Raw genomic sequence first — 15951 nt, forward strand, 5'->3', positions numbered from 1 at the left:
GCCTGCCGTCGCTTGCGACGGATCCATTCCTTCACGCCATACAGGTGCGCATGAGCGCAGCGCGCCGGCGTTTCGACCGGTGTCAGATCAGGCGAGGGGAGGGGCGCGTGGCTGGAAGGCGGCATCAATGATGGCAGCCGCGACGTCGGTGGCAATCGCCTCGGGGAGACGAAATCCGACCGCTTCAGGAAGCGTCAGAACGGGGACCGGCGACAGCAGGACAGATTGCGCCATCGCCATGACGGCGCAGATGGCGCAGCCATCGGCGGACGGCTGCTGATCGGGATCCTGGTTTGGTGTGGATCCGGTGTGAGCCTGCGCCGTCGTGATCCGGCCGCCATCGCCAGCCTGGCCGGCGATCCAGTGAACGTGGCCGAAGGCGAGCGCGAACTGCAGCAGCAGCGCGAACAGCGCCAGCCGCGAGCCATCCTTGATGTTCGCGCGAAACCAGCTCATGGCCAGCTCTGGCTCATGTCGATCTGGTTCATGTCGATTGGCCACCCCGTTCAGCTGAGTAGCTCAGCCGTTGTTACAATGTAACATCGCAGCGGGGTGGCGCGGCGTCAATCATAGCGCAGTCGCGTTCGCGCAGAATCACAGACATTGTGCCCTTCGCGCCACGCGGCTTGCACCTCAGGGTGCAAGCCCGGGGTCAGCGTCCCTCGCGCACCCAGGTCGCGGCGAGCGCGCCGAGCAGCAGCAACAGGCCGATCACGCCGGCAAACATCGGCAGCACGCCGACGCCCTTGACGACGCTGGCGTCGCGCATCCGCACGCCCATCCAGCCGTCTCCGCTGAACAGCGTCGACGACTTCACGGGCACGATGCGCGGCATGTCCAGGCTCGATCCGTCGGCGATGCGGCGGGCATCGCCGCCGGTGGCCTGCGCCAGCGGCTTCAGGGTCTCGGTGGTCGAGGTGACCTCGGAGAACTCCTTCGGATTGGTCGGGCCGACATTGATCAGCGCCTTCAACGTGCCGTCGGTGGCCTGCCACAGGCCGAGCTCGCTGGCCGGCAGGGTCGCGCGCCACTCGCCGGGATCGCCCTGGGCGAGCGTGAGCTCGCGCGTCTGGCCGGACGGCGACGTCACGGTCACCGGCGGCACGGTGTCGCCCATGGTCTGGCGGATGACCGCGAGATCCTTGCCCTGCATCTGCAGCCGCAGCGCTTCCTCGTCCAGATCAGGCTGCTGCATCAGCCAGTGCGACATGCGCCGCAGCAGATCGAGATGCGGGCCGCCGCCTTCATAGCCGCGCGCCCACAGCCAGATGTGATCGGACAGTAGCAGCGCGACGCGGCCCGCGCCGAAGCGCGACAGCAAGAGCAGCGGCTTGCCATCGGCGCCGGTCATCACCGGAGGACTCACCGCATTGCGCGTCTCGACAGTGCGGAAGAAGCGGCTCCAGCGCGGCGGCTCGGAGGCGGACCCTTCGAGGCCGCGCGTCACGGGATGACGCTTTCCTGCGTCGGAGAGATGCGCGTAGAACGGCTTCTCGGTGACGCCGACCGGCTCTGCAGGGAGCACCGAGTCCAGCGGCGTGCGCCAGATGCTGGTGTTGGAGGCGTAGTCCGGCCCGGCCGAGACCAGCACCGCGCCGCCATTGCGGACATAGCGTGCGATGTTGTCGAAATAGGCGATCGGCAGCACGCCCTGGCGGGCGTAGCGATCGAAGATGATCAGCTGGAATTCGTTGATCTTCTGCTGGAACAGCTCGCGGGTCGGAAACGCGATCAGCGACAGCTCGTTGATCGGCGTGCCGTCCTGCTTCTCCGGCGGCCGCAGGATCGTGAAGTGGACGAGGTCGATGCTGGCGTCCGACTTCAGGAGGTTGCGCCAGGTGCGCTCGCCGGAATGCGGCTCGCCCGACACCAGGAGCACGCGCAGCTTGTCGCGCACGCCATCGATCGAGACGACCGCGCGGTTGTTGACCAGGGTCAGCTCATTGTCGAGCGGCGAGGCCTCGATCTCGACGATGTTCTGGCCTTCATGCTTGACGTCGACGTCGATTTTCGACGTCTGCCCGCTGGTCATGGTGCGTTCGCTGATGACCTCGCCGTCGCGCCGGATCACGACCTTGGCGCTGGCGCCGACGACGCCCTGGTCGTCGAGCCGGAAGCTGACGGTCTGCGGCTGGCCGACGATGCCGAAGCGAGGAGCTGCGGTGATCGCGACGCGGCGGTCGCGCTCGGCTTTCTGTCCGGTGATCAGCGCCTGCAGCGGCGCCTGGAAGCCCAGCGCGGCCATGTTGCCGGGAATGTCGTGCACGCGGCCGTCGGTGATCAGGAACGCGCCGGCAACGCGGTCAACCGGCACGTCCGACAGCGCCGAGGTCAGCGCGCTGAACAGATGCGTGCCGTCGGTCTCGCCGTCGGCCTGGCCGGCGTCGACGACGCGCACTTCGAGGCCCTTGATCTTCTTCAGGCTGTCGACCAGCGCCTCCTGGGCGGCCTGGGTCTGCCGGGTGCGGTCGCCGAAATTCTGGCTCGGGCTCTTGTCGACGACGACGGCGGCAACCGAACTCAGCGGCTCGCGGTCCTCGCGCGTGAACTGCGGATTGGCGAGCGCGAGCGCGATCAAGGCGAGCGCGGTGACGCGGATCCAGGCGGAGCGGGAGCGGCTGATCAGCAGCAGCGCCGCGATGACCACGATCGCGCCGATCGCGAGCCACAGCACGATCGTCGGGACGAGAGGCGTGAACGCGATGCCGTAGTTCATGAGGCAAACTCGCAGTTGTCGTCATGGCCGGGCTTGTCCCGGGCATCCACGTCCAGCAGGGTCCGCTGAGTGACGTGGATGCCCGGGTCAAGCCCGGGCATGACGGCTGTGGGTTGGGCGCGACCTACGCGCACAAATGACATCACTGCCCGAGCCGTTCGATCAGCGCCGGCGCGTGGACCTGGTCGGCCTTGTAGTTGCCGGTCAGGGTGTACATCACGATGTTGACGCCGGCGCGGAAGGCGAATTCGCGCTGGCGCGGCTCGCCCGGCACCATCGGCAGCATGGCCTGGCCGTCGGGGCGGATCGCCCAGGCGCCGGCGAGGTCGTTGGAGGTGATGATGATCGGCGACACGCCGTCGCCGCCGCGCGCGGGCCTGGAGGCGCTGTCTTCATCCTCGTCTTTGGGCAGCGCCTCGACCCAGGTCTGGCCGGCGGTGAAGCGGCCGGGGAAGTCGCGCAGCAGATAGAACGTCTTGGTCAGCACGTGCTCGCGCGGCACCGGTTCGAGCTCCGGCACATCGAGCGAGGACAGGATCTCGCGCAGCGACTGCATGCCCGGGGTCTGCTGCGCGCCATTCTCGCCCGGAGGCGCCTCGACCGCGTCGCGCGTATCGAAAATCACCGTGCCGCCCTGCTTCATATAGGCGTCGATCTTGTTGATCGCGTCCTGCGGCGGCTTCGGCGCGCCCGGCACGATCGGCCAGTAGATCAGCGGGAAGAACGCCAGCTCGTCATGGGCGGGATCAACGCCGACGGGATCGCCGGCTTCGAGCGCGGTGCGTTGCGCCAGGAACAGGGTCAGCCCCGTCAGGCCGGCCTTGACGATGGAGTCGACGTCGGCATTTCCGGTCACGACATAGGCGAGCCGCGTCTGCGACACCGCGCGCATGGCGAAGTCATCGCTGGCCGCATCGGCGCGCGCGCTGGTCGGCATCGCGATCGCCAGCACGGCCGCCGTCGCAAGCATCGCGAAAGCGATGACGGCCGTAGCCGGGCGGCGGCGCCGGATCAGCGAGGCCAACGCGCCGCCGAGCAGGGCGACGATGATGGCATCGATCAGGAACAGCAGCAGCGCGGTCGACAGCAGGATGCCCCGGAGATCACGTGGCTCGGCGGTGGTGTAGCTGGCGCGCTTGGCGCGCAGCGCCGAGGTGTCGAGCTGCAGGATGCGATCGGCGGGACTGAGCGTGTTCACGGCGGTGGGTCCGTCGGCAGGGCCATAGAAGCCGGGTGGATGATCCAGGGAGGCCCTGTCGTTGAAATCGGCCGGCAGCGGCTTGGCGGTCGAAGGCGGCGGTCCGAAGGCGCCGAAGCCGTCGAGGATGTGCAGCGGCGCCAACGTCGCCTTGGCGGTCTCGCCCGCGGGGCCAGGGCCCGGCGTCGAGGTGTAGCCGGACATGTCGACGATGCGGCGAAGCATCTCGACCATCGCGCCCGACATCGGCAGGTCCGACCAGCGCATGTCGGCGCTGACATGGAACAGCGCGATCAGGCCCTTGCCGCGATGCTCGCCGGTGACCAGGGGCGTGCCGTCCTCGAGCGAGGCCCAGCTCTTGGTCGCGAGCACCGCGTCGGGCTCAGCAAGCACCTGGCGGTTGACGGTGACGTCCTTCGGCACGCTGATGCCGGCGAACGGGCCGTCGGCGGCGAAGGCGGCGAGATGCTGCGGCTTCTCCCAGGTCAGGCTGCCGCCGAGCGTGCGGCCGCCGCGGCGCAGCTTCACCGGCACGAGGTCGTCGTCGCCCTGCGCCAGCCGCGGACCGGCGAAGCGCACCAGCACGCCGCCATTCTCGATCCAGCCGTTGAGACGGTCGCGCAGCTCCGGCGACAACGTACCGACGTCGGCCATCACGATCATCGGCACTTTCTGATCCAGGAACTGCGTGATGACCTGCTGCGGCGCGCCACGATCGCCGAGCCGGAGATCGGCGAATGGCGAAAGCGCGCGTGTCAGATAGAACGTCGGCGCGAGCAGCGGCTGCGCGGTGTCGCTGGTTGCACCCGAAACAATGCCGACCGCGCGGCGGCGCCAGCGCTTGTCGAGCAGCTGCACGGCACCGGCTGAACGCTCGCCGGCGATTTCCAATCGCGTGATGTCGTTGCGTAGCTCGACCGGCAGATCGAAGCTCGCTTCCGCGTCGTGCGCATTGCCGGTGAAGCTGAACGGCGCCTCGCCGAGCGGCGAGCCCTTGGCATCCAGCGCGCGCACGATGCCGCCGGGCACCGAGAGATCGGCGCGCAGCACCTTCACCGTCATCTTCGCGGCGGCGTTCTCGGCGCCGGCGAGCGCCAGCGTCGAGGTGGTGCCGCCTTCGAACACGGTCAGGCTGCGCTCGCCGATGGTCTTGGCGAGGCCGGTCACGAACTCGCTGCCACGGCCGGGATCGACGCCGTCGGAGAACCAAAGGATTTCGGCATCGCCGGTTGCTTTGAGGAAGCGGTCGAGCTGCGGCAGCGCATCGGCGCGCTCGGTCGTGTACGGCTTCGGCGCGATCTGGCGCAACGCCACGCGCGCCGCGCCGGCCGGCATCAGCGTGAGATCACGCGCCGGCTCCGACAGCGGCAGCAGCGCGACGCCACGGCGATCGGCATCGGCATTGGCGATGATCTCGTCAGCGGCCTTGATGCGGGTCTCCCAGCTCGCCGCCGCGCTCCAGCTGTCGTCGAGCAGCAGCACCAGCGGCGCCTTGCTGCCGACCGCCTCGGTGCGCGGGTTCCAGATCGGGCCGGCTGCCGCGAAGATCACCAGCGCGGCCGCGATCAGGCGCAGCAGGGTCAGCCACCACGGCGATCGCGACGGCGTCTCCTCCTTCGGCGTGATGTCGAACAGCAGCCGCGTCGGCGGGAACTCGATGCGCCGCGGCCGCGGCGGCATCACCCGCAACAGCCACCACAACGCCGGCAGGCTGATCAGTCCGGTCAGCAGCAGCGGTTCGGCGAAGGACAGCGGCAGGCCCATCATGCGCGCAGTCCTCCGCCAACCTTGCTCGTCGTCATGCCGGCGTGGAGAAACAGCAGCAGCTCAGCCGCCGAGCGGCTGGTGGTGTGCGTCGTGAACAACCAGCCCAGCTTGCCGGTCTCGGCGCGGATCTGGTCGCGATGCAGCGCGACGCGGGCGACGTAGTCCTGCGCCCAGCTCTCGGCGCGGCCGGCGGTGATCACCTCGCCGCCCTCGGGCTCGACGAATTCGACGCGGCCGGAATAAGGGAAGCTTTCTTCCGCGGGATCGACCACCTGCACCATCGTGCCGTGCGCGCCCGAAGCGGACAGGCCGGCCAGCATGGTGCTGATCTCGGAGATCGGCGACCAGAAGTCCGCGAGCACGACGATCTCGGCGAGCGCCGAAGGCACGAAGGATGGCGGCAGGCTCGGCCGTGCAGCTTCGTCATGCAGCATCGCCTGCGCGATGCGGTCGATGACGTTGCGGCTCGCGGTCGGATGCAGCAGGCCGGGAATGCCGACGCGCTCGCCGCCGGCGACCAACAGCTCAGCCAGTGCGAAGGTCACGATCAGCGCGCGTTCGAGCTTGCTGTCGCGCGCGCCTTTTGACGCGAACGCCATCGAGGGCGAGCGATCGGGCCAGATCCACACGGTGTGCGCGGCTTCCCATTCCTGTTCGCGGACATACAAATGGTCGTCGCGTGCCGAGCGGCGCCAGTCGACGCGTTGCGAGGGCTCACCGGATACGAAGCGGCGATATTGCCAGAAGCTCTCACCGGAGCCGGCCCGCCGCCGTCCATGCAGGCCATGGATGACGTTGGCGGCGATCTGCCGGGCTTCGAGCACGAGACGCGGCAGCGAGGACGCCAGCGTCCGGCTTTCGCCATCGGCACGCCGGATCGCGAGAATCTCCTTGTCGGCGTGCCCCGGTGCTGTCGCCATCAACCGATCCGGCTCTTCAGTTGCCGGATCACGTCCGGAATGGTGCGACCCTCGGCGCGAGCGGGGAAGGTCAGTGCCATGCGGTGCTTGAGCACCGGCTCGGCGAGGTCGAGCACGTCATCGATCGACGGCGCGAGGCGGCCGTCGAGCAGCGCGCGGGCGCGCACCGCGAGCATCAGGGATTGGCTGGCGCGCGGACCCGGGCCCCAGGCGATCAGCTTGCCGGCATCGCCGGCATCCGGGCCGGGACGCGCGGAGCGCACCAGCGACAGGATCGCCTCGACGACGGAATCGCCGACCGGCAGACGCCGCACCAGCCGCTGTGCCGCGATCAGCGCGTCGGCGGTCATTGCGCCCTTGGCGGCGCTCTCTTCGGCGCCAGTGGTTTCGAACAGGATGCGGCGCTCGGCGTCCCGGTCGGGATAGTCGACATCGATCTCCATCAGGAAGCGGTCGAGCTGCGCCTCGGGCAGGGGATAGGTTCCCTCCTGCTCCAGCGGGTTCTGCGTGGCGAGCACGTGGAAAGGCTTCGGCAGATCATGCCGCGCGCCTGCGACGGTGATGTGCTGTTCCTGCATCGCCTGCAGCAGCGCCGATTGCGTGCGCGGGCTGGCGCGGTTGATCTCGTCGGCCATCAGCAGTTGCGCAAACACCGGTCCGGCGATGAAGCGGAACGAGCGCTTGCCGACCGTGCTCTCGTCGAGCACCTCGGCGCCGAGAATGTCTGACGGCATCAGGTCGGGCGTGAACTGCACGCGCTTGGCATCGAGGCCGAGCGTGACGCCGAGCGTCTCGACCAGCTTGGTCTTGGCGAGACCGGGGACGCCGATCAGCAGCGCGTGTCCGCCGGACAGGATCGTCACCAGCGTGTTCTCCACGACGCGATCCTGGCCGAAGATCACGTTGGAGATCGCTTCCTTCGCCGCGCGGATCTGCCCGGAGACCTGTTCGGCCGATCGGATGATCGCATCCTCGAGCTTCTCGGCACTCTCAGCCATTCCCGTCGCTCCTTCTGCCCCGCATCTTCAACTTGCCGATTCAACCTGTCGACCGGCGTTCCGCTCCAGTTTATCGGGACACGGCTGCCAATCCATGCGAAGGCGCTGTATTCGTTGAGTTAAACTATCCCCATATTATCGGCATTCCGGGGTATTGACGGCATCACGATATGGCGACCTTACATCACGTGCACTGACGCCAGGAACTTTTGCACAGACGATGGCGATAAAATCCTGCACCAATCGTGCCAAGGCGCAAGCAAACTCAGGGCAAACCATGGCGAAGCAAGGGCAGACCACCAACACGGGACTCGACCGGCTCACTTCGGCTGCGACACAGGCCGGCACAGCCGGCAAAGGGCTGCCGCCGGTGCATCTGTGGAATCCGCCTTTTTGCGGCGATATCGACATGCGAATCGCCAATGATGGTAGCTGGTACTACATGGGCACGCCAATCGGCCGGCCTGCGCTGGTGCGCCTGTTCTCCACGATCCTCAAGCGTGAAGGTGAGAAGTATTTCCTGGTCACGCCGGTCGAGAAAGTCGGCATCCGCGTCGATGATGTGCCCTTCATGGCCGTAGAACTGCGGAAGGAAGGCGATGCAAGCGGCGAGCTGCTGCATTTCCGCACCAATGTCGACGATTGGGTGACCTGCGACACCACGCACCGGCTGCGATTCGAGCCGGGCGAGAGCGGCGGCCTCACGCCCTATCTTCATGTCCGCGCCGATCTCTGGGCCAAGGTGACGCGCCCCCTCTACTATGAGCTTGTTGACATGGGGGAGGAGCGGATGATCGATGGCGAGGTGATGTTCGGCGTGGGGTCGGGCGGCGCGTTCTTCCCCATGGCCAGTGCAGAAGAGGTGAGGGCGGCGCTTTGAACCAGCCCCTGAGGAACGTGGCTGCGACGCTCGATTCGGCGGAATTCTTCGCGCGGGGGCGCGCGCGGCTGGGTTTCGACGTGCCGCCGGCGCTGCTCGATCCCGATGTCATTCCGGCCAGCGGAGATTCCGGCACCGACCGCATGCTCGAGATCATCTCGCGCGAGCAGCCGATCCGCCCGGCCGCGGTGCTGATCCCGGTGGTGGATCATCCCGAGCCGACGGTGCTGTTGACCCAGCGCTCGCCCAATCTCTCCAGCCATGCCGGGCAGATCGCCTTTCCGGGCGGCAAGATCGACGTCACCGATGCCTCGCCGCTGGACGCGGCGTTGCGCGAGGCCGAGGAGGAGGTCGGGCTCGACCGCAGCTTCGTCGACCCGATCGGCTATCTCGACGTCTACGGCACGGCGTTCGGCTTTCGCATCCTGCCGACGGTGGCGCGGGTGCGGCCGGGATTTTCGCTGCGGATCAACGAAGGCGAGGTCGACGATGCCTTTGAGGTGCCGCTGGCGTTCCTGATGGATCCCGCCAATCACCAGCTGCATTCCAAGGAGTTTCGCGGCATGGAGCGCTCGTATTACGCGATGCCGTTCGCCGAGCGCTACATTTGGGGCGCTACGGCGGGCATCTTGAGGGTTTTGTACGAACGGATTTGTCTGTCATGATCCGAGCCGTGTTGACGGAAATCGGAATCTTCCTCATTCCTTTCGCAGTTTATGTGTTGTTCTTGCTCGCGACCAGGTCGGGGCTCTTGGTGCCCGCTCACTGGCCGCTTCATTTGGTGACGAAATTGACGGTGGCGGCGCTGGTGTTGGTGATTGCAAGTCTGCTCCTGGTTGTCGAGTTCTCCGGCGCGCCGCCGCGCTCGACCTATGTGCCGGCTCACATCGAGAACGGCAGGCTCGTTCCCGGAGTCGAGAAATGACCGACGCGCGGGTGCTGGATGCGCCCTGGCTGTCGTCCGGTCCGGCCGCGCGGGTGCTCGCGCTTCTCAACTGCGACGGCGAGGAGGCGCGCGTCGTCGGCGGTGCCGTCCGCAATGCGCTGCTCGGCATTCCCATCGGCGACATCGACATCGCAACCACGGCGCTTCCGGTCGAGGTGATCCGGCGCGCCAAGGCCGCCTCGATCAAGAGCGTGCCGACCGGCATCGACCACGGCACCGTGACGCTGGTGCTCGAGGGGCATCCGTTCGAGGTGACGACCTTGCGCGAGGACACCGAGACCTTCGGCCGCAAGGCGAAGGTCGAATTCGGCCGCGACTGGGTCGGCGACGCGCATCGGCGCGATTTCACCATCAACGCGCTGTCGGTCGGCCCGGACGGTGTCGTGCACGATCATGTCGGCGGCCTCGACGACATCGCCGCGCGCCGCGTGCGCTTCATCGGCGATCCCGCCCAGCGCATCGCCGAGGACTACTTACGCATCCTGCGCTTCTTCCGCATTCATGCGGCGTTCGGTCATGGTGCACCGGATCAGGACGGCTATCTCGCCTGCATCGCCGGCCGTGCCGGGCTCGCCACCTTGTCGGCCGAACGTGTGCGGATGGAGATGCTGAAGCTCCTGGTCACGGACGGTGCGGTCGGCGCGGTCACCGCGATGACCGATGGCGGCCTGCTGACGGTAATCCTCGGCGGCGTCGCCTATCTCGGCCCGTTCGCGGCGATGATCGAGATCGAGCGCGAGCTCGCGCTGCCGGCGAGTGCGGTTCGCCGCCTCGCGGCGCTCGCCGTTGCCGTCACCGAGGATGCGCGCCGGCTCGGCAGCAGGCTGAAGCTCTCCAATGCCGAGACCAAGGCGCTGGACGGCATGGGCCATCGCTGGTGGCGCTTTGCCTCGGCCGACGAGGCGCGGGTGCGGCGGCTGCTGTATCGTCTCGGCGAGACCGTCTATCGCGATCGCCTGCTGCTCGGCTGGGCGCGCGCCGGCCGGGATCGCGACGATCCGCGCTGGCGCGAGCGCGCGCTGCTGCCGCAGCGCTTCACGCCGCCGAAACTGCCGCTGAAGGCCGCCGATTTCATCGCGCGCGGCGTGGCGGAGGGGCCGCTGCTCGGCCACGTGCTGACGCTCGCCGAGGATGCCTGGCTGGCGGCGGATTTCCCGCTCGACGAGGCCTCGCTGAACGCGATCGCCGACCAGGCGGCCGCGCGCGTGAACCGCGACGGACGAAGCTGACTCCGTCCGCCGCGATCGGGCCTCACGTGGGGACGGCGGCGGTCTGACAGCGCCGGAAGCCTTCGCGCAGGATGTCCTCCGGCAGATCGCGTCCGATGAAGACGAGGCGGCTGAGCTTCGTCTCGCCGGGCTTCCAGGGACGTTGATGGTCGCCTTCGAGCAGCATGTGCACACCCTGCACGACGAAGCGGTCCGGATCATCCCGGAAATGGAGGATGCCTTTCAACCGCAGGATGTCCATTCCGAAGTGCTGGACAGTCTGCTGCAGCCAGGGAAGGAACGCTTCGGGCACGAGCGGATTTTCGGTCGTCAGCGACAGGCTTTTGACGTGCGCGTCGTGCTCGTGCTCATGCTCCTCGTTGAGAAAATCGGGCTCGAAGGCGAGGATGCGGTCGAGATCGAAGGCATTGCGGTCGAGAACCTCGTCGAGATCGAGCGCGCAGCGCTCGGTGCGATGGATCACCGCATAGGGATTGATGGCGCGAATGCGCGCCTCGATCGACGCCAGCTCCGTCTCGGAGACGAGATCGGTCTTGTTGAGCAGGATCACGTCGGCGAAGGCGATCTGCTCCTGCGCTTCATGGGCGCGGTCGATCTCGCCGAGCAGGTGCCGTGCATCGATCACGGTCACGATGGCGTCCAGCTTGGTGTTGCGGCGGACGTCGTCGTCGACCAGGAAGGTCTGCGCCACCGGCGCGGGATCGGCGAGCCCGGTGGTCTCGACGATGATCGCGTCGAACTTGCCGCGCCGCTTCATCAACCCCTGCAGGATCCTGATGAGGTCGCCGCGCACGGTGCAGCAGATGCAGCCGTTGTTCATCTCGAAGATTTCTTCCTCGGCATTGACGACCAGATCATTGTCGATGCCGACCTCGCCGAACTCGTTGACGATGACGGCGTAGCGCTTGCCGTGCGTCTCGGTGAGAATGCGATTGAGCAGGGTGGTTTTTCCCGCGCCGAGATAGCCGGTGAGAACGGTCACGGGAGTCTGTGGGGCTGCGGCGGTCATGTTGTCCTTTTCGGCGCTTTGGAGGTGGTTCACGGGTCACGGCACGGCTCGGCGGGGCGGATGGTCGCGGCTCGTCCTCGCCGGCGGAGCGCTGCCGCAATCGGGTTGATTTTTGTTATGTTATAACGTAACAAAATTTGACACCAGGAGCATCCGCGTGAGTAACGTCGAAATTATCCGCAGCCGGCGCGTCGGGCCGTCCGATGCGTCGCGCGACGTTGCCTCGGTCCGAGCGTCGGCCGCGGTCGTTCGCCTGGCCGATTTCAGACCCAAGCGCCGCGAGCGAATCTACGATCCCGACAAGATCTGGTCCGGCGAGCACACGGCGCAGGACTACACCGAGCGCTGAGCGACCCGTCGCGAGTGGCTACGTCCGGATGCACGCGTCGCGCGGCGCGACCGCAGCAGGGCGTCATCGCGCCGACGTGATCGCGAGATGCACGCGAATCCATCCTGCATGGGGTTGCGCAGGAACCGCATCTCGGTCATGAGCTGGCTCTCGCAGAGGATGGCTCGCTCGCCGCATATCGCGTGCGTCGGATCATCGCTGACCGCGATCGCCGATCAGGCGGCGGCGCGCGTCAACCGCGACTGATGGACATGAATTTTCTGGCAGGCTTCGCCGATATTTCGCTGCTTCAGCTCCTGCTCGTCGCCTCCGTTGCTCTCTTTGCTTCCATCATCGGTGGTCTGGCCGGCTACGGCACCGGCGCCTTGATGCCGCTCGTCCTGGTGCCGATGGTCGGTGCCGAGCCGGTGGTGCCGATCATCGCGATCTCGGCGATCCTGACCAATCTCAGCCGCGTCGCGGCCTACATCAAGGAAGCCGATCGCACGCGCGCCGGCATCGTCGTCGCCGCGGCGGCGCTCACGACGGCGCTCGGCGCCTATGGCTACACACGGCTGACCAATGCCGGCGCGGCCTTCGTGATCGGCACGATGCTGATCATGAGCGTGCCGCTGCGCCGGATCCTGCGCAAGCGCGACGTCCGCATCGGCAATGGCGGGCTCGCCGCCGGTGCCGTCGGCTATGGCGTGCTGGTCGGCGGCACCTCCGGCTCCGGCGTGATCCTGCTGTCGCTCTTGATGGCCGCAGGCCTCGAAGGCGCGGCCGTCATCGCCACCGACGCGATGATCTCGGTCGCGACGGGCATCATCAAGATCTCGGTGTTCGGCCTCGCCGGCGTCGTCACCGCGCAGGTGCTCGCCTTCGCGCTGCTGATCGGCGCGGTCGCCATCCCCGGCGCCTTCCTCGCCAAGGCCTTCGTCGCCCGCATGCCGGTGCACATCCACGCCGCCATCCTCGATGCCGCCGTCATCACCGGCGGCGGCGTGATGATCGCGACAGCGTTGCGGCATCTGCTGCCGGCATAGCGCGCGCTACGCGACGCGTTGATCGTCCTCCTGATTGCCCGGTGTGGGGGCGCCTGACTCCGCGCGCGCAACGATGGCATCGAGCGTCGCGACGGCGCGGTTCGTCATCTCGTCGATCGGCGGCACCATGCCGCCGTTGGCGAGCTCGACGCGGTTGCGCCCGCGGTGCTTGGCGCGGTACAGCGCGCCGTCGGCGACGCGCAGGATTTCCGGCAGATCGATGCCGGCCTCGGGATAGGCGGCGACGCCCACCGAGACCGTGACCCGCGGCAACATGCCGTCGCCATAGCTGATATTGAGCGCCTCGACGCGGGCGCGCAGCTCTTCGGCGCGCAGCGCGGCCTCGTCGATCGTGCAGTTCGGCAGCAGCACGACGAACTCCTCGCCGCCGAGCCGGCAGGGCAGGTCGCCGTCGGTAAAGCCGGCTTTGAGGATTTCGCCGACGTGCCGTAGCACGGTGTCGCCGGCCTCGTGGCCGTGATTGTCGTTGAACGACTTGAAGTGATCGATGTCCAGCGTGACCAGGCTGACCGGCGTCCCGTTGCGCGACGCCCTGAGCAATTCGCGGCGCGCGGTCTCGATCAGGCAGCGCCGGTTGTTCAGTCCGGTCAGCGCGTCCCGCAGCGACTGGTCGCGCAGGCCTTCGCGCAGCTTCATGTTGGCGATGGCGATCGACAGATGCTCGGCGCAGGCGAGCCCGAGCCGGGCGCGGTCGGCGAAGCGCGCCTTGGCTTGCGCTGCGGTCTCCTCGCCCTTGAAATTGTACTCGACATGCAACAGGCCGACGGTTTCGCCATGGGCGAGGATCGGGATGCAGCAATAGTTCTCATCGGCGCCGTCGTGGACGTGGTCGCAGCGGAATTCGACCTCGTTGGTGCCGTGGATGTAGACATGGCCGCGGCGCAGGCTCCAGCAATCGTCCGGATGCAGGAAGCGGGTGCGCGCCTCGCCATTCCATTCGGCGGCGACCTCCAGCACGTCGCGGCTGTCGGCGTAGATGTAGAGCGTGCCGGTGCATTCGGGCATCAGGCCGCCGAGCACCTTGGAGATCATCTGGTAGAGCTCGGATTCCGACTTCGCCGATTGCAGCCATTCGCTGAGCTCGGACAAGGTACGCGTCGCAGCATTCAGCCGCTCGTTCTCGACCAGGCTCGCGCGGAACACGGCCAGCGCCCGCGCCATCAGGCCGAGCTCGTTGGTATGGTCGGCATAGGGAATTTCGGTCTGCAGCTCGCCCTTGGCGATCGCCTCCATGCTGCGCGTGATGCGGAAGATCGGCATCGAGACGTCGTGGATGACGAAGAACAGCGTTGCCAGCCCGATCATGACGCTGACGCCGTTGACCGACCACAGCACCCAGCGAAACAGCTGCGCATCCAGCGTCGCGTCCTGGATCGCGCTGTCGGCGCGATGATCGGCGAGCTTGATGGCGTGCTCGACCGCATCGACGACAGCCTGGAAGATCGGAGGCGTCTGGACGTTGACCTCGTGCTCCAGGCGGTTTCGGCTGGCGCCGACCTCGGGCTCGAGCACCACCGCCTGCTGTTTCAGGTACAGGTCCCATTTGTTGATCAACTGATCGAAGGCCATCTTCATCGGCGCATCCGAGCCGATCGTCTCCTGGAAGCGCGCGAGCTTGGCCTGCACCTCGACGATGCGGCGGCGGAGCTCGCCCTCGGCCTCGGCGCGCGGATCCGGTGCGGTCGATAACGCGGCGCGGATCGCGACGAGATGGGCGTGCGCGATGCTGACGTTGAGATCGCCGAGCGCTTGGATCTTCGGCACCCGGTCGCGGTTGATGCTCTCGACCGCATCCTGCAGCGCCGACAGCCGCATCGTGGCGAGCACCGACACGCCGGCGAGGATCGCCAGCAGCAGGAAGACCGAGGTCAGGAGCGAATTCCTGATCGACACGCTCAGGGAGATCTGTGGCAGATTGAGAGCCATAATACCGACGCTGCTACCGACGGCTTGCGATCGGTCGAAGCGGCGCGCACGGGCAGGCCGCGTTTTCCCCTCCAAGCCCCGCGCCATCAGACCCTTGGCCGAATTGCAATTCGGTTACGGAAAGTCCGTAGGGCCCCGGGGGCGGCCTCGAATGCCGGACCTGGTTAAATGCAGGTGTGCCGGAAGGGTGAACGTCAGGCTAACGCGGTGTCAGCCCGGCAGCAGCTCGGTCAGCGAGCGGATGATGCGGTCGGGCTTGACGTCCGAGCCTTCCGGCAGGCCGTCGCCATGGACGTCGATCCAGATCGAATAGATTCCGAGCCGCTGCGGCGCGACGATCTCCCATTCCAGATTGTCGCCGATCATCCAGGTGTCTTCCGGGCCGACGCCGAGTCGCTCCATCGCGTGAAGATAAGCGCGCTCCTCGGGCTTGCCGAAGCCGTGCTCGCCCTCGATCTGGATGTGGTCGAAGCGGTGCGCCAGCGCGAAGCGCTCGATCTTGGCGCGCTGCTGCCCGGCCTCGCCATTGGTGACCAGCGCGAGCCGGACGCCGCGCGCCTTGAACTCGTCGATCGCCTCGTGCGCGCCCGGGAAGACGAACATCTGCTCGTCGCGATAGCGGGTGAAGCGGTCGGCGATCCTGATGGCAAGCTCGACCGGCAGGGCAGGGCCGGGACTGGTCAGCGCCGCGAAGCCGCCTTTCACCACCTCCTGCCGCGCCTGGATCAGCTTCATCCGCCATTCCGCGCCGGCGACCGACCAGAAGCTGCGTGCGGAGGCCAGGATCGCGGCGGCGACGGCGTGCGGAGTATGCGGCGCGAGCTCGTCGGCGAACTCGGTGGCGACGATGTTCCAGGCGATCTCGGGTCGGCCATAGGCCGACAGGATGGTGTCATCCATGTCGATCAGCATGGCGCGGGGCAGGGCGGCGGTCATAACAGTCTTACGGTTCAATCAAACGAGGGTT

The 15951-nt window shown here is 67.3% G+C and carries 14 protein-coding genes; 6 read left to right on the plus strand and 8 right to left on the minus strand.

The window, feature by feature from the left end; translation table 11 throughout:
* Positions 1-87: 87 nt before the first annotated feature.
* From ACQR0Z_RS13670 to ACQR0Z_RS13690, 5 genes are all read right to left on the minus strand, one after another.
* Positions 88-456, minus strand: a complete 369-nt coding sequence (locus tag ACQR0Z_RS13670; RefSeq protein ID WP_434918954.1) for a DUF2946 family protein — start codon at positions 454-456, stop codon at positions 88-90.
* A gap of 196 nt (positions 457-652) precedes the next feature.
* Positions 653-2716, minus strand: coding sequence for a hypothetical protein (locus tag ACQR0Z_RS13675; protein ID WP_434918955.1), 2064 nt, complete (start codon positions 2714-2716; stop codon positions 653-655).
* Between the two features lie 142 nt (positions 2717-2858).
* Positions 2859-5681, minus strand: a complete 2823-nt coding sequence (locus ACQR0Z_RS13680) for a DUF4159 domain-containing protein (protein ID WP_434918956.1) — start codon at positions 5679-5681, stop codon at positions 2859-2861.
* The gene (locus ACQR0Z_RS13685) at positions 5678-6601 is read right to left on the minus strand and encodes a DUF58 domain-containing protein (RefSeq protein ID WP_434918957.1); all 924 of its coding nucleotides are present in this window, start codon (positions 6599-6601) and stop codon (positions 5678-5680) included. The genes ACQR0Z_RS13680 and ACQR0Z_RS13685 overlap by 4 nt, the downstream gene beginning before the upstream one ends.
* Complete coding sequence (locus ACQR0Z_RS13690) at positions 6601-7599, minus strand: AAA family ATPase (protein WP_434876962.1); 999 nt, start codon at positions 7597-7599, stop codon at positions 6601-6603. Before ACQR0Z_RS13690 ends, ACQR0Z_RS13685 begins: the two co-directional genes overlap by 1 nt.
* Positions 7600-7876: 277 nt before the next feature.
* On the opposite strand from ACQR0Z_RS13690, the gene ACQR0Z_RS13695 reads away from it, so the two are divergent.
* Genes ACQR0Z_RS13695 through ACQR0Z_RS13710 form a run of 4 tightly spaced genes read left to right on the plus strand, consistent with a single transcriptional unit; the run spans position 7877 to position 10654 of the window.
* Positions 7877-8479, plus strand: coding sequence for a DUF1285 domain-containing protein (locus ACQR0Z_RS13695; RefSeq protein WP_434877156.1), 603 nt, complete (start codon positions 7877-7879; stop codon positions 8477-8479).
* Positions 8476-9144, plus strand: coding sequence for a CoA pyrophosphatase (locus ACQR0Z_RS13700; RefSeq protein ID WP_434857091.1), 669 nt, complete (start codon positions 8476-8478; stop codon positions 9142-9144). Before ACQR0Z_RS13695 ends, ACQR0Z_RS13700 begins: the two co-directional genes overlap by 4 nt.
* Positions 9141-9404, plus strand: a complete 264-nt coding sequence (locus tag ACQR0Z_RS13705; RefSeq protein WP_434857090.1) for a DUF6111 family protein — start codon at positions 9141-9143, stop codon at positions 9402-9404. Before ACQR0Z_RS13700 ends, ACQR0Z_RS13705 begins: the two co-directional genes overlap by 4 nt.
* Entirely contained in the window at positions 9401-10654 is a 1254-nt protein-coding gene (locus ACQR0Z_RS13710) for a CCA tRNA nucleotidyltransferase (protein WP_434876961.1), read from the plus strand. The genes ACQR0Z_RS13705 and ACQR0Z_RS13710 overlap by 4 nt, the downstream gene beginning before the upstream one ends.
* A gap of 22 nt (positions 10655-10676) precedes the next feature.
* Here ACQR0Z_RS13710 and ACQR0Z_RS13715 read toward each other — a convergent pair whose 3' ends face one another.
* A complete protein-coding gene (locus tag ACQR0Z_RS13715) occupies positions 10677-11663 on the minus strand; it encodes a CobW family GTP-binding protein (RefSeq protein ID WP_434857088.1) in 987 nt (328 codons plus the stop codon).
* Between the two features lie 157 nt (positions 11664-11820).
* Here ACQR0Z_RS13715 and ACQR0Z_RS13720 point away from each other — a divergent pair, with 157 nt between their 5' ends.
* Positions 11821-12012, plus strand: a complete 192-nt coding sequence (locus ACQR0Z_RS13720) for a hypothetical protein (RefSeq protein WP_434857087.1) — start codon at positions 11821-11823, stop codon at positions 12010-12012.
* Positions 12013-12263: 251 nt separating this feature from the next.
* Positions 12264-13037, plus strand: a complete 774-nt coding sequence (locus tag ACQR0Z_RS13725) for a TSUP family transporter (RefSeq protein WP_434918958.1) — start codon at positions 12264-12266, stop codon at positions 13035-13037.
* 6 nt (positions 13038-13043) lie between these two features.
* Here the strand turns inward: ACQR0Z_RS13725 and ACQR0Z_RS13730 are convergent, their stop codons facing one another.
* On the minus strand, positions 13044-14984 hold the full coding sequence (locus tag ACQR0Z_RS13730; protein ID WP_434918959.1) for a diguanylate cyclase: 1941 nt from the start codon (positions 14982-14984) through the stop codon (positions 13044-13046).
* A gap of 210 nt (positions 14985-15194) precedes the next feature.
* Positions 15195-15920 carry an HAD family hydrolase gene (locus tag ACQR0Z_RS13735; protein WP_434918960.1) on the minus strand — a complete coding sequence of 242 codons (726 nt, stop codon included), beginning with the start codon at positions 15918-15920 and terminating at the stop codon, positions 15195-15197.
* Positions 15921-15951 lie beyond the last annotated feature (31 nt).

The organism is Bradyrhizobium sp. HKCCYLS3077 (assembly GCF_051167555.1).
GTDB lineage: Bacteria > Pseudomonadota > Alphaproteobacteria > Rhizobiales > Xanthobacteraceae > Bradyrhizobium.

Coding starts and splice junctions, on each gene's coding strand:
- ACQR0Z_RS13670 (WP_434918954.1), bottom strand. CDS start 456: ATGAGCTGGTTTCGCGCGAACATCAAGGATGGCTCGCGGCTGGCGCTG.
- ACQR0Z_RS13675 (WP_434918955.1), bottom strand. CDS start 2,716: ATGAACTACGGCATCGCGTTCACGCCTCTCGTCCCGACGATCGTGCTG.
- ACQR0Z_RS13680 (WP_434918956.1), bottom strand. CDS start 5,681: ATGATGGGCCTGCCGCTGTCCTTCGCCGAACCGCTGCTGCTGACCGGA.
- ACQR0Z_RS13685 (WP_434918957.1), bottom strand. CDS start 6,601: ATGGCGACAGCACCGGGGCACGCCGACAAGGAGATTCTCGCGATCCGG.
- ACQR0Z_RS13690 (WP_434876962.1), bottom strand. CDS start 7,599: ATGGCTGAGAGTGCCGAGAAGCTCGAGGATGCGATCATCCGATCGGCC.
- ACQR0Z_RS13695 (WP_434877156.1), top strand. CDS start 7,877: ATGGCGAAGCAAGGGCAGACCACCAACACGGGACTCGACCGGCTCACT.
- ACQR0Z_RS13705 (WP_434857090.1), top strand. CDS start 9,141: ATGATCCGAGCCGTGTTGACGGAAATCGGAATCTTCCTCATTCCTTTC.
- ACQR0Z_RS13710 (WP_434876961.1), top strand. CDS start 9,401: ATGACCGACGCGCGGGTGCTGGATGCGCCCTGGCTGTCGTCCGGTCCG.
- ACQR0Z_RS13715 (WP_434857088.1), bottom strand. CDS start 11,663: ATGACCGCCGCAGCCCCACAGACTCCCGTGACCGTTCTCACCGGCTAT.
- ACQR0Z_RS13725 (WP_434918958.1), top strand. CDS start 12,264: ATGAATTTTCTGGCAGGCTTCGCCGATATTTCGCTGCTTCAGCTCCTG.
- ACQR0Z_RS13730 (WP_434918959.1), bottom strand. CDS start 14,984: ATGGCTCTCAATCTGCCACAGATCTCCCTGAGCGTGTCGATCAGGAAT.
- ACQR0Z_RS13735 (WP_434918960.1), bottom strand. CDS start 15,920: ATGACCGCCGCCCTGCCCCGCGCCATGCTGATCGACATGGATGACACC.